12 protein-coding genes are annotated in these 13,759 nt (G+C 41.7%); 6 read left to right on the top strand and 6 right to left on the bottom strand.

Going from position 1 to position 13,759, the window contains the following annotated elements:
• Position 1 precedes the first annotated feature (1 nt).
• From MHB45_RS00460 to MHB45_RS00480, 5 genes are all read left to right on the top strand, one after another.
• A complete protein-coding gene (locus MHB45_RS00460) occupies positions 2–1,216 on the top strand; it encodes an ammonium transporter (RefSeq protein ID WP_048685013.1) in 1,215 nt (404 codons plus the stop codon).
• 15 nt (positions 1,217–1,231) lie between these two features.
• Positions 1,232–1,594, top strand: coding sequence for a P-II family nitrogen regulator (locus tag MHB45_RS00465; RefSeq protein WP_048685015.1), 363 nt, complete (start codon positions 1,232–1,234; stop codon positions 1,592–1,594).
• 571 nt (positions 1,595–2,165) lie between these two features.
• Positions 2,166–2,816, top strand: a complete 651-nt coding sequence (locus MHB45_RS00470; RefSeq protein ID WP_048685020.1) for a LytTR family DNA-binding domain-containing protein — start codon at positions 2,166–2,168, stop codon at positions 2,814–2,816.
• A 130-nt stretch (positions 2,817–2,946) separates the two neighbouring features.
• A complete protein-coding gene (locus tag MHB45_RS00475) occupies positions 2,947–4,473 on the top strand; it encodes an acetyl-CoA hydrolase/transferase family protein (protein ID WP_048685023.1) in 1,527 nt (508 codons plus the stop codon).
• A 387-nt stretch (positions 4,474–4,860) separates the two neighbouring features.
• On the top strand, positions 4,861–5,967 hold the full coding sequence (locus MHB45_RS00480; RefSeq protein WP_034305852.1) for an AI-2E family transporter: 1,107 nt from the start codon (positions 4,861–4,863) through the stop codon (positions 5,965–5,967).
• Positions 5,968–6,008: 41 nt separating this feature from the next.
• On the opposite strand, the gene MHB45_RS00485 is transcribed toward MHB45_RS00480, so the two are convergent.
• The 5 genes from MHB45_RS00485 to MHB45_RS00505 form a co-directional block, all read right to left on the bottom strand.
• Complete coding sequence (locus MHB45_RS00485) at positions 6,009–7,427, bottom strand: NAD-dependent succinate-semialdehyde dehydrogenase (RefSeq protein WP_048685027.1); 1,419 nt, start codon at positions 7,425–7,427, stop codon at positions 6,009–6,011.
• 208 nt (positions 7,428–7,635) lie between these two features.
• The gene (locus tag MHB45_RS00490) at positions 7,636–8,904 is read right to left on the bottom strand and encodes a dicarboxylate/amino acid:cation symporter (RefSeq protein WP_048685030.1); all 1,269 of its coding nucleotides are present in this window, start codon (positions 8,902–8,904) and stop codon (positions 7,636–7,638) included.
• A 219-nt stretch (positions 8,905–9,123) separates the two neighbouring features.
• The gene (locus MHB45_RS00495) at positions 9,124–10,044 is read right to left on the bottom strand and encodes a ketopantoate reductase family protein (protein ID WP_309247756.1); all 921 of its coding nucleotides are present in this window, start codon (positions 10,042–10,044) and stop codon (positions 9,124–9,126) included.
• 147 nt (positions 10,045–10,191) lie between these two features.
• A complete protein-coding gene (locus MHB45_RS00500; protein WP_048685034.1) occupies positions 10,192–10,749 on the bottom strand; it encodes a 3D domain-containing protein in 558 nt (185 codons plus the stop codon).
• Positions 10,750–11,394: 645 nt separating this feature from the next.
• Entirely contained in the window at positions 11,395–12,459 is a 1,065-nt protein-coding gene (locus MHB45_RS00505; RefSeq protein ID WP_048685036.1) for a M20 family metallopeptidase, read from the bottom strand.
• A 163-nt stretch (positions 12,460–12,622) separates the two neighbouring features.
• On the opposite strand from MHB45_RS00505, the gene MHB45_RS00510 reads away from it, so the two are divergent.
• Positions 12,623–13,129, top strand: coding sequence for a general stress protein (locus MHB45_RS00510; protein ID WP_048685038.1), 507 nt, complete (start codon positions 12,623–12,625; stop codon positions 13,127–13,129).
• 50 nt (positions 13,130–13,179) lie between these two features.
• Here MHB45_RS00510 and MHB45_RS00515 read toward each other — a convergent pair whose 3' ends face one another.
• A complete protein-coding gene (locus tag MHB45_RS00515; protein ID WP_072272361.1) occupies positions 13,180–13,758 on the bottom strand; it encodes a methyl-accepting chemotaxis protein in 579 nt (192 codons plus the stop codon).
• Position 13,759: the final 1 nt, after the last annotated feature.

Below are 13,759 nucleotides of genomic sequence, written 5' to 3' on the forward strand. Positions count from 1 at the left end.
TATGCAAATGGCAGATTCGGTATTCATGTTTTTGGCGACGATGATGGTTTGGCTAATGACACCAGGGATTGCCTTATTTTATGGAGGGATGGTAAAAAGTAAAAATGTCTTGAATACGGCAATGCATAGTTATATGCCTCTGGCTGTCATTTCTATTCTTTGGGTGCTGATTGGGTATTCATTATCATTTTCACCTGGTAATTCACTTCTGGGCGGTCTGGACTGGGTTGGTTTAAAGGATGTGGGTTTTGCACCTGGACCTTACAGCGAAACAATTCCCCATAGTTTGTTCATGTTATTCCAAATGACTTTTGCCGTTTTAACGGTCTCGATCATTGCGGGTGGCATTGCCGAACGGATGAAGTTTTCAGCATTCCTGATTTTTACGATCTTATGGTCCCTATTCGTATATGCTCCCGTTGCACACTGGGTATGGGGTGGAGGCTGGTTAGCGGAACTGGGTACACTTGACTTTGCAGGTGGCAACGTTGTTCATATATCTTCAGGGGTTGCAGGTTTGGTATTAGCAATCATGTTAGGTAAAAGGAAAGAGTCGCGGGACAGTGCACCGCATAATCTTCCTTTAACATTTCTTGGAGGATCATTAATTTGGTTCGGTTGGTATGGCTTCAACGTCGGAAGCGCACTGACAATCAATGAAGTGGCGATGAATGTATTCGTTAATACAGCTGTTGCAGCAGCTGCTGGTATCATTGGATGGCTGATCGTCGAGTATATGGCTAATAAAAAGGCAACATTGCTGGGTGCAGTATCCGGAGCCATTTCTGGCTTGGTGGCCATTACACCTGCTTGCGGATTCGTAACGCCCGCTTCATCAATCATCATCGGTGTCATCGGCGGTGCCGTTTGTTTCTGGGGCGTATTCTTCCTGAAGAATAAACTGGGTTACGACGATGCGCTTGATGCTTTCGGGTTACATGGAATCGGCGGGACATGGGGTGGCATCGCTACAGGTTTGTTCGCGACAACTTCCGTAAACGAAAGCGGTGCAAATGGTTTATTCTATGGAGATTTCAACTTGTTATGGAAGCAGCTTGTAGCGATCATTGCGACCTATATCTTCGTTGCCGTGGTCACTTATATCGTTGCTAAAGCCATTAACCTTTTCGTACCGTTGCGTGTCAGTGAAGAAGATGAGTCAATGGGGCTTGATCTTACACTTCATGGAGAAAAAGCTTATCACGAATCCATTTAAAAGGGGGGTGCTCATATGTCCGAGATTTTAACGAAAATAGAAATCATTACACGTCCTATACAATTTGAACAATTCAAAGCGGAACTTGCAAAAATAGGGGTAAGCGGAATGACAGTATCGGAAGTAAAAGGAACGGGTCTTCAGAAAAGTTATGTGGAAACATATAGAGGCAGAAATCGTGAAATGTCATTGCATGATCGAATGAAAATCGAAATTGTCGTGTGTGAAGTGCCAGTTCAGGATGTTGTGGATGTAGCAAGGAAATTCTTGAGTACCGGTAAACCGGGTGACGGTAAAATCTTCATATATGAATTGGCGAATGTTGTGAATATCCGTACCGGTAAAGAAGGTCATGATGCGTTAAAGAATGACATCTGATGCTGTGATCAATTCCGCCGGATACAGAAGATAAAAGAAAGGGAGCTGAAAATGGGGAGACTGGTCCGAATTGTTAATGCAAAAAAACAGAAGATCGTTAATACGCTCATTTCAGAGGATGTATATCAACCTGATGACAGACCCTTTTTATTGGAATTGCCACTGAAAAATTTAGAAGAGATTTTATCACTCCGATTAAAATCCACGTTTCAAAATCCCCGTTCAAAAAAATAACCTTTCAGCCGTTATCCTAGGGGAGAGCGGCTTTTTTTGTTTGATGTCCAGCTGGATTGTGACATTTAAATATTAGTATATTAAGGAAACCTTTTTTCTTGAATCCCCCATGGAAATCGCGGAGCATTCCAACTATAATGAATAAGGATATAAATTTAAATACGATTTTTTTGCTTTTTTCGACGCTTTTCGCTTAGTTACTTCAATTTTTCTTTAATTTTCCGAAAAGAAAATTCAAAAAAATGTAAATTTACCAAAAAACTATGAATTACTTCATGAATGCCCCTGCTTAATAATAGGGAAATTATTAATATGTTCTTTTAAGAGGTGAAAGGAAATGGATCAATTTACGGTCGAATCCGTTTTAAATATCATCAGGGAGTTTGTTCCGAAGGATGCTTCAATTTCTGTGGCTGATTCCGAAAAATACATTTATTATCAACCGAGCAAACAAGTGGACTTAAGAATAAAACCAGGTGATTTAATCAGTGAAAATACGGCGACATATAAAGCGCTGAGCGTCCGTAAAAAAATAGGGGTGCAAGTTGAAAGTAATGTATTTGGCGTACCTTACTATGGGCTGAGTGTTCCTATCATGGACGAGGGCAATCCTTTAGGGGCGGTAACGGCCATCTTGCCGTCAAAGCCATTAATTTTACCGACATCATTCCTGACCATTAAAACAGATGACCGCTGGATACCGCTTCCATATGTTGAAATTATGTATCTGGAAGCTCAAAATAGGAAAACTAAAATTCAGTCCGAACGTGTGAGTGGATTTCATAAAATGAATTTAAGTGAATTGGAATTCATTTTACCTAGTGATTTATTCATTCGTGTGCACCGTTCGTACATCGTCAATATCAACTATATACAAGAGATCCTTCCTGATTTCCATTCTACATTTTTATTGATAATGAAAGACAACTCCAAAATCCAGGTCAGTCAAACATATGCAAGTCAATTTAGGAGGGCTTTGGGGTTTTAGGATTCTCCTTTGTGTGAAAGAAATGCTGGTTTATGCCCAATTTAAGGCTTTTCATTCGAAAATGAATGTGACGATTACACAGGATTGGTAAAATTAAGTGTAAGAAAAGCGAAAAATGGGGGTCTTTTGTATGAACGAAAGCGTTTTCAAAAAAATTCGCAACGAACAATTTAAGGGGAAAGTAGTTACAGCGGAAGAAGCAGCTTCATGGATTAAAGATGGGATGAAACTCGGAATGAGTGGATTTACCCGTGCTGGTGATGCTAAAGTTATTCCGATGGCTCTAGTTGAAAGAGCTAAAACTGAAAAATTCAAAGTTGACGTTTATACTGGTGCCTCATTAGGACCGGAAGTCGACCAACATATGGCGGAAGCAGGTATCATAAATAAACGTTTGCCGTTCCAAGCGGATAAAGGCATTCGCAATAAAATCAATGCCGATGAAGTAACTTATGTGGATCAGCATTTATCTCATACAGCTGAACAAGTTCGTCAAGGCATTGTCGGACCGATAGATTTTGCAATCATCGAAGCATTGGCGATTACGGAAGATGGATTGATCATCCCGACAACTTCTGTAGGCAACTCAGCCATATTCGTTCAAGAAGCTAAACATGTGATCATTGAATTGAACGTATCCCATCCAGAAGGATTGGAAGGGATGCATGATATATATACACCGGCTAAACAAGGGGAACGCGAACCGATTCCTATGACTAAAGCAAGTGATCGCCTTGGATCGATCGGCATTGCGGTTGATCCTGAAAAAGTAATGGGAATCGTCGTTTCTACAGATCTTGATGCACCTTCTACAATCGTGCCGCCGGATGAAGAAACTGCAACAATCGCCAACCACCTCATTAACTTCCTTCGTGGAGAAATCAAGGCTGGCCGTTTAACTGAAAGCCTTGCTCCGCTTCAGTCGGGTGTAGGTTCAGTGGCAAATGCAGTATTCGCTGGCTTCCTTGATTCTGAATTTAAAGATTTGGAAGTTTATTCAGAAGTGCTGCAAGATGCGGTATTTGATTTAATCGATGCTGGAAAGGTTAAATTCGCTTCAGGGTGTTCGATTACATTAGCTGAAGAAAAAGGGAAACAAGTTTACGGTGAGCTTGAAAAATACCGTGATAAACTGGTTCTTCGTCCACAAGAAATATCTAACCATCCTGAAATCATCCGTCGTTTGGGCTTGATTTCAATCAATACAGCGTTAGAGTGTGATATCTATGGTAATGTAAACTCGACACATGTTTCTGGGACAAGAATGATGAATGGAATTGGCGGATCAGGAGATTTTGCCCGTAATTCACGCCTAGGCATTTTCGTAACGAAATCATATGCAAAAGGCGGCAAAATTTCCAGTATCGTTCCTTTCGTTTCTCATGTGGATCATACTGAACATGATGTGGATGTATTAGTGACAGAGCAAGGGATCGCTGATTTACGTGGCTTGGCACCAAAAGAGCGCGTAGAGTTAATCATAGAAAACTGTGCTCATCCTGACTACCGTCCACAGCTTCGTGCATACTTCACTGAAGCTGTTGCGCAAACGGGCGGGCATCAAACTCCGCACATACTTGAAAAAGCATTTTCATGGCATACGAACCTAGCTAAAAACGGTACGATGCTTGAAGCGGTTCTTCAAGATCAAAAATAAGACTCAAAAACCCCGCCAATACAGCGGGGTTTTTTTATTTGGGTCCGTTTCCATATAGGGTGAAACCCCATGAATCTTTCGTCACATCAATGGAATATTGAAAGGTAAATAGATTATTTCTCCTAAGTAATAGGTATGATGTTTCCTATCGTTTCTTTTTTATAACAGATTTAAAATGTAAAATGATGCTTAACCATCAAATGGATAGGGAACTGTATCTTTAGGCTTTTTTCTTTTATTTTTGTATATAATTATTCATTCAAGTTATAGAAATATGGTAAACTGCTAACAATGAAAGATTATCATACATAGAATTTTTCACATTCATGATGTTGTTTCCTTAGAAATAGGGAGTTATATAGAATTGCTTATAGTGGAGGAGATAATTTGTTCAAGCAAAAACTGCATTTTTGGACGTTAGAGTTATTACTATTGTCTTTACTTTTTTATGTTGGTACAAAGATTTCTTTTCTTTTTGAACCAATAGTCATTTTTACATCTACATTGTTCTTTCCAATCTTGATTTCGGGTTTTCTCTACTTTTTGTTCAACCCTACCGTTGATTTCCTCGTTAAAAGGAGAATGCCAAGGGGATTGGCGATTTTATTGCTTTACGTATTTTTCCTTGGGTTGATTAGTTTACTGGTCGGTCTGGTTGGCCCGTCACTTTCCAAACAGGTTACGGACTTAATCAATAACCTTCCGGATTATTTCAATCAAACAAGGAAGTTCATTGAAGATTCTGCGGAGTCAAAATGGTTTTTATGGACGGTGGAACAAGATTATGTACCTCTGCAAGAAGTAGGGGATTCGCTGCAAAAATATTTGACCAACTTACCTAGTAATATAACGAACAGTTTAACTTCCGTTTTCAGCGTGGTGACGAATATTACTTTAGTGGTCGTAACGGTTCCTTTCATCCTGTTTTATATGTTGAAGGATGGAGATAAGCTTCCGGCCGCCATTATGAAATTCGTACCGGTTCGCTATAGAAAACCAGCTTTAACAGTACTTCAGGAAACTGGCGGGACGCTTACTACATACATACAAGGGCAGATTCTTGTTTGCATGTTTGTCGGGATCGGAACGTTCATCGGGTATTTGATCATTGGTTTGCCTTACGCGTTCTTATTCGCGCTGATTGGTGCTGTAACCAATATCATTCCATATGTAGGCCCGTTTATCGGAGCCGCTCCTGCTGTCATTGTGGCATTGATTCATTCACCGACAGAGGCATTATTGGTCATTCTGGTGGTAACGGTCATTCAGCAATTGGATGGTAATTTCATTTCACCGCTAGTCATCGGGAAAAAATTGAACACACATCCGCTGACCATCATCATCCTATTGCTCGTGGCCGGAAACATTGCCGGTATCATCGGCATGATTTTGGCCGTTCCGACCTACTCGGTTGTTAAAACGATAGTATTGAATATCGTTAAATTCATCAGGATCCGAAAAGAGGAAAAGCTTGAAGAAGATATATTGGAATGAAAAAACGGGCCCGACTCAATTGAGTCGGGCCCGTTTTCTGGTCACAAGCCTAAGGAAATATATTTTACTTCCAAGAATTCTTCGATGCCCTGGTGTCCGCCTTCACGGCCGAGTCCGCTTTGCTTGAATCCGCCAAATGGAGCTTGCGGAACGGAAGGAAGTCCATCGTTCAAGCCAACAATACCGAATTCAAGTGCCTCGGTGAATTTGATGCCCTTTGTGATGTTTTCAGTGAAGACGTAAGCTGCCAAACCGAAGATGGAGTCATTTGCCCTCTTGATTGCCTCTTCATCAGTCTTAAAGGAGGCAATGGGAGCTAGTGGACCAAATGTTTCTTCCTTCATGCAGAGCATGCTGTCATCAATGTTGGACAATACGGTCGGTTCAAGAAAAAGGCCGCTTATTGATTTGCCGCCAGCTTCGAGCTTAGCGCCGCTGCTGATTGCTTCATCAATTTGTTTTTGAACCTTATCCACTGCATTTTGATCGATAAGCGGACCGATATCGACGCCATCTTCCAGTCCATTTCCTACCTTTAGTTCCTTGACCTTGGCAACGAGCTTTTCGATGAAGGCCTCTTGAATGGCTTCGTGGACATAAATGCGATTTGAACAGACGCATGTTTGTCCTGCGTTACGGAATTTTGAACTGATGATGCCATCAACCGCTTTATTAAGGTCGGCATCCTCAAGAACGATTGCTGGTGCGTGACCTCCGAGTTCAAGCGAGATTTTCTTTACCGTGTCTGCTGAGCCCCTCATCAGGGTTTTGCCGACTTCTGTAGAACCGGTAAACGTCAATTTACGAACCCTCGTATCTTGAAGCCAAGTTTCGCCGATTTCTGAGGATTTTCCTGTCACGACGTTGATGACTCCTTTTGGAATGCCGGCTTCTTCAGCTAATTCAGCCATTTTTAAAGCTGTTATGGGAGTAAGGTTTGCCGGTTTAATGACGACTGTGCAGCCGACGGCAAGCGCTGGTGCCACTTTTCTTGTAATCATGGCTGCAGGAAAGTTCCAAGGCGTAATGACAGCTACAACTCCGACAGGCTGTTTAGTCACAAAAAGCCGCTTATTGGACACGGAAGCAGGAATCGTTTCGCCGTATACCCTTTTTCCTTCTTCGGCAAACCAAGATAAAAAGCCATTGGCATATGTCATTTCACCAAGAGCTTCTTTAAGGGGCTTTCCTTGCTCTTCAGTCATGATTTTTGCCAGTTCTTCTTTATGATCATCAATCAATCGATGCCACTTCCAAATTAGTTCAGCGCGTTCGTAGACTGAGAGTGCAGCCCAGCCCGTAAAGGCTTCATATGCGGCATCTGCAGCCTTCGCCGCTTCAGTTGCACCGCCTTTAGGTACGGTGGCAACGACTTCATCCGTTGCCGGGTTTCTCACTTCAATTTTATCCAATCCAAAATCCGACCACTCACCGTTAATAAATAATCCGTAATCCTTCATGATAAAACCTCCTAATTTGGTTAAATCCATCAAACTACTAAAACTTTAAACTTTATACTTTTACCTGTTACATAAAAGTATAAACACTTTTCAGTGATTCTGAAATTTATTTGATTGGCTATTTATAGAAAAATGGCTTTCATTGCTAGAAAGGGAGAAATACACAAAAAAGAGGTGCAAGTTGCACACCTCTTCATTCAAGGTTCAATTATTTTTCCGATGAGACAGCCACTTCACTCATATCACCTGAGATGGCTTGGTTTGGATTGAATTCACCTTCTGATTTAGAAATGACCACTGTAGCGACACTGTTACCGATTAGATTGGTGATGGCGCGTGCTTCTGACATGAAGCGGTCGACCCCAAGCAGTAATGCCATTCCTTCAACTGGAATCATTGGGAAGGCAGCTAATGTTGCAGCAAGTGTGATGAACCCGGATCCCGTTACACCGGCAGCACCTTTGGATGTTAACATCAAGATTCCTAGAAGGGTCAACTCCTGCCAGATGCTTAAATCGACACCATAGGCTTGGGCGATGAAAATCGCTGCCATGGATAAGTAGATGGATGTGCCATCAAGGTTGAAAGAATAACCGGTTGGGACAACCAAACCGACTACCGATTTTGAGCAACCGTATTTTTCGAGTTTTTTCATCACGCTTGGCAGGGCGGATTCCGATGAAGAAGTTCCTAAAACTAAGAGGATCTCTTCTTTTATATAGGCAATGAACTTGAAAATATTAAAGCCATACATTTTTGCAATCGAGCCAAGGATAAGAACGATGAAAAGTGCCATTGTGATATAAACACTGCCCATTAATTGTCCTAACGAGGTTAAAGAACCAAGGCCAAACTTACCGATTGTATAAGCCATTGCTCCAAATGCGGCCAATGGAGAAACTTTCATGATCATACCGACGATGCCGAAGAAAATGTCGGCAATATGCTGAAAGAAAGAAACGACTGGCTGCACTCTCGGTCCCATTGCCGCCATTGATAATCCGAATAATACGGCAAAGAATAGAATAGGGAGTAAGTCTCCGCCAGCCAGTGCGGCAACGGCATTATCAGGAATGATATTAGAAATGAAAGCAACGGCGCCATGTTCCGTTTCGGAAGCGGCTGTCGTATATTGTGATACATCTCCGCCCTCGACTGAATCGATGTTAAAGCCTTTACCAGGTCCCAGCAGATTGACCACGATGATTCCGATGGCAAGTGCGAAAGTGGTGACGATTTCAAAATAAAGCAGGGCCTTACCGCCGATGCGGCCAACCTTTTTCATATCACCCATACCGCCAATTCCGATTACGACGGTTAAGAAGATGATTGGTGCGATGACCATTTTAATCATTTTAATAAATAAATCAGCCAATATCTTCAGTTGTTCACCGAAAGCAGGGAAGAAGAAACCGACTGCTATACCCAGAATGATACCGATGATGACCTGAACTGTTAAATTTTTTAATATTTTCAAGGGGCATTCTCCTTTGTTATATGATAGCGCTTTCTTAACTTGATAATAGTGTAACAGAAGAAAGAATCAGATTATTCTTTTGGTGATATTGTTTTCTTTTTGTTCTTTTTGGTCTTGGGGATTTTGAATAACTGAAGAGGAATTAAAAGTGAAGATTAGGATATAGAGAGATTACTAAGCCGTAAAAAAATACCGGTGGAGCACCGGTATTGGCGAAAATCAATTTTCAAATGGTTTTATTAGTGCATATAGGGTTCCAATCACAGGAAGTTTCAAACCGACCTTGTCGGCTAGGCGCAGTGCACCGCCCTGTAAATGTTCCACTTCGAGGGTTAGGCCCTTCCGGCGGTCCTGATGCATCGAAGAGGTGGATTCATCAGGTAAGCCTGCCATGTTTTCCAACGCTTGAGCAATATTCTCCACAGTAATTCCGACGTCATAAGCATTTGCAAGCTCCTTCATTTCAACAAGGACCTTTTCTAGCAATCCATTGGTTTCCGGGTATCTCCGTATCGTGCCGATAGGGAGGTTCGATGCTGTTGTCACACCGGAAAATGCGGTGATGAACATGTATTTGATCCACATCCTGATCAATATGTTTTCCGTTCTGCTTACCTTCATGATAGCTGATCCCGCCGCCTGTTCGAATTCATCACAAATCTTTTTTTGTGACGGATGAAGCGTGCCATAGATTAAATCGTGATTTTCATTGGAGTGAATGACATGACCTTTTTCATCAAGGGTGGCGATGATGAAGGCACTTCCTCCCAAAACGGCTTCATCGCCCAGCGCCTCCTGTAAAATGGATATATGCTCCAATCCATTCAAAAGCGGGAGGACCTTTGCGCCCTTTTCAACAAGGACCTTTAAATCTGTAAGAGTGCCTTGCAGATGCTGGCCTTTTACGGCGAGAATCACGAGGTCGACCTTTTCGATATCATTTACATTCTCTGTGATATGAAGGTCGTTGAATTGGTAGTTTCCATGTGGGCTGGTTATGCTGATCCCGTTTTCCTTCAATTGTTCGGCGCGGTTTTTTCGGACAAGGTATTGAACATCCTGTCCGGCCTGCTGCAACCTGCCCCCAAAGTAGGAGCCGAGTGCCCCGGCCCCTATAATGACAATATTCAAAGCGCACACCTCTCTTTTGATTAAGATGTACTAATCATAACATTGACTGAAATTTCAGTAAATATTTCCGTTTGAAGGTCAACTGGTTGTTTAGATGTTTGTAAGAATGGGAAAAACAAAAGACCAGCCTGAAAACTTTCAGGCTGGTGCTTATCATTATTTATAGATTTTTACTTTAACGGTTTTTCTGCCCCAATTGATAGCTTTTGAGTGAGAAGAGTAGAAGACGTCAATTTTATTTCCTTTGATTGCGCCGCCTTTATCTGCCGCAATGGCATCCCCGTATCCTTCTACATGAACTTTTGTTCCTAGTGGAATGACCTTAGGGTCGACCGAGATGGCTTTTACGTTAGGGTTTTTCTTTAAGTTAAGACCAGATGCTGTAATCCCGCTGCAGCCTTTGCAGTTCGCAGTGTAAGCTGTTGCCTTCACCGTGATCGTTTTATATTTCTTGGATGATGATGTTGTTTTTGCTTTAGCTTTAGCAGAGGTCGATGTTTTCTTGACCTTTAAAACTTGTTTTGGATGGATGTTATCTTTTTTCAGGTTGTTCCAACTTTTGAGTTGATTGACTGTTATATTATGTTTATTGGCGATACCCCATAGTGTGTCGCCGCTTTTAACTTTGTATGTAGTAGTAGCAGCCGATGAAACTCCGGAAAAACTAAATACCAAAAAGAAAGCAGTGAATAGTGGAAGTAGTATTTTTTTCAAAATGAATAGTCTCCTTTGTTTTAAATCGTAGACTTAGAATAACAGGTCTTTATGACAATAATGTTTCGGTGGAATAGTAATTGTGTTACAAAAAGGTTTCCCTTGATAAATAAATGTAATATAAACTAGGTCAAAAGTACTTATCTGTTAAATGTGAATATATTATTTATTATGTCAGTATAAGCGTATTTTTGTTAAATAGTGTTGATGTAATGGCGTATCCTGTTTAATGAGGTAATATATGGATGTGAAATCCCTGGTTTTAAAGTCCTGTATATTTTGTAAAAAAACAACGTAATAATAGACGATTGAATGCTGTTTATTTTAGTGGGAGAGGATATTCGGAACATGAAAAAAGCCGACATCTATGTGATGCCGGCTCAAACTTAGACAAAATCGATGAAAATCGAGTTTGTCTAAGTTTTTTTGAGAGCTTGTTAAAATTCGAACATTGATTTCCACTCCAGGCACTCGCTTTCCGCGGGCGGTCCGGGAGCCTCCTCGGCGCCTTTGCGCCTGTGGGGTCTCCCTTGGACGCGCTTTTCCCGCAGGAGTCTCGCACCTTTCGTTTCAATCAACTTTGTTTTTAAAATGTAGATAGACTTCCTTTTGTCTATATGATGCCGGCTTTTTTCATGATTTGGATTAATGTAAAATAAATTCAGAAGCGAAATCGACCAGCATTTTTTGGTAGACTGCTACTGATTCAAGATTGACGCATTCCCTATCTCCATGCCAGTTCTCGCCTTTTGGTCCGAATTCAATCGCTGGGATATCATATGCCGCAAAAAAGACGGTATCTGCAGAGCCATGTTGTCCAAAAATGACAGCATCTTGCTTGGTGTTTCTTTCGATAATCGGTCGGAGCAAAGTGATGAATGGGTCTGATTCTTCGGTTTTTACAGGTTTACTGTACATATTAAGGTGAACATTATTTCCTGTCACACTTTCGATCTGAGCAATGATTTCTTCCATTGTTTGCGTAGGAAGATAGCGAATATCAAGACTTAGCAAACAAGCATCCGGTACCTTATTATAGACATCCCCGCCTTTTATTTTTGCTAGGTTAAGTGAAGGGGAAGAGTAAAGGGGAGTATGATCCCGGGTGAAAGGAAGTTCCTTTATTTTTTGATAGAGATCATAGGCCTTTTCAATTGCATTCACGCCTTCCCATGGACGGCTTCCGTGTGCAGATTTGCCGGATACTTCAATATCGAGACGAAGGGCACCCTTTGCCTGGAGTCCGATTCCCAGTTGCGTCGGTTCAGCACAGATTACAAAGTCCCCCCGATAACCATGTTTCGCTAAATATCCGGAACAGTTCAACCCGCCAATCTCTTCATCCGATACGATCTGTAGCTGGATTTTTAAACCTAAGTCCTTATCTTTCAGTTCGGTAAATGCACACATCATCCCTGCAACTCCAGCTTTCATATCGGCTGTTCCGCGTCCATATAAATTTCCTTCATGAACCTCAGGGAAGAATTGATCCGGCGTACCGCTGACAACATCGACATGGCCATTCCAAATTAGGGTTTTATCTCCGCTGCCAATCTCGCTAACAAGCATTTTATAACCGTTATTTACAATCACATTCACGGTAAGTCCTTGATCTTTAAGCCAGTCCGCACAGTAATCTACCGCTTGGTTGGCTCCTTCTTTCGATGAACTGTCGATAGATACTAAATCTTTAAGTAACTCGATGAGCAAAAAGAAAACCTCCTAAAAATATGCATACTACTATTATATATACCCTTTCTGAATAAGGGTTAACTCGAAAATATTTTCCTGTTAAATAACGTTTAGCACTTTCATCCCCTGGGGTATGTAAAGGGGGAGCGACAATTTACATTCTTTAAGGAGGATGATAGATATGGATAAACGTATAATTGGTGTATATGAAACTGGAGAAGAAGCCATAAAGGCTGTTGAGTCATTACAGGCCCAAGGGTATAATCGTGAAGATATTTCAGTGGTAGCTAAAGATAAAGAAGAATTAAATGCAGTGAATGAAGAAACGGGTACAAAAGTTGAAGAGGGGCTCGCAGCTGGTGCGGCGACTGGCGGTATTTTGGGCGGTGCTGCCGGATTATTGGCAGGTGTGGGTGCGTTGGCGATTCCGGGAATCGGGCCGGTACTGGCTGCAGGACCGCTTGCTGCAACATTAGCCGGAGCGGCTGTAGGCGCTGGAACAGGAGGATTGGCCGGTACATTAATCGGAATGGGCATACCTGAAGACGAAGCGAATCGTTATGAAGCGGATGTAAAGAGCGGCAAATTGCTTGTGTTAGTCGATTCGGATGCTAGAAAATCCAGTTCTTCTTACTCGGGAATAACCGAAACCGATGAAACGCTGACGAATGGCAGAAGAACTCTATAAGTCGTCATTTTAAAAAGGACGGATCCCTTAGGGGGCCGTCCTTTTTTTGATTAGAATGTGAATTTCTTTATTTCTTTGTGCATTTCCTGGGATAGGGCATCCAATTCACTAGCCAGGGCATTTAATTGTTCCATGGAAGCATTCGTTTGTTCTGCGGAAGCTGATACTTCTTCAGTTCCTGCCGCAGTTTCCTGACTGATTGAATTTAATTTTTCTGCATTGCCCGCCATCCGTGTGACCTCGTTTACCATATCGTTCATCATTTCTTTTATTTCGTCAAAATTGCTGAATGTGGTCGTGATGATGGATGCAATGTGACTGAAAGCATTTTCCGTATCCGTTACAGAAGTATCCTGAAGATGGATTTTTTGATTGACTTGATCAATCAAAAGAACGGTATTGGTTGTATCTGTTTGCATGGCTTGAATGATTTCGGAGATTTCTTTCAGTGATTTTTCCGTTTGTTCGGCCAATTTCTTCACTTCATCGGCAACAACTGCAAACCCTTTTCCGTGTTCACCAGCCCTCGCTGCTTCGATGGCAGCATTCAGGGCGAGTAAATTCGTTTGTCCTGCAATCCCGCTTATGGTTTTTACGATCGCACTGATATCATTGGATCGTGCATCCAAT

Origin of the sequence: Peribacillus sp. FSL K6-5616, assembly GCF_038008245.1 — a bacterium.
Taxonomy (GTDB): Bacteria; Bacillota; Bacilli; order Bacillales; family DSM-1321; genus Peribacillus; species Peribacillus frigoritolerans.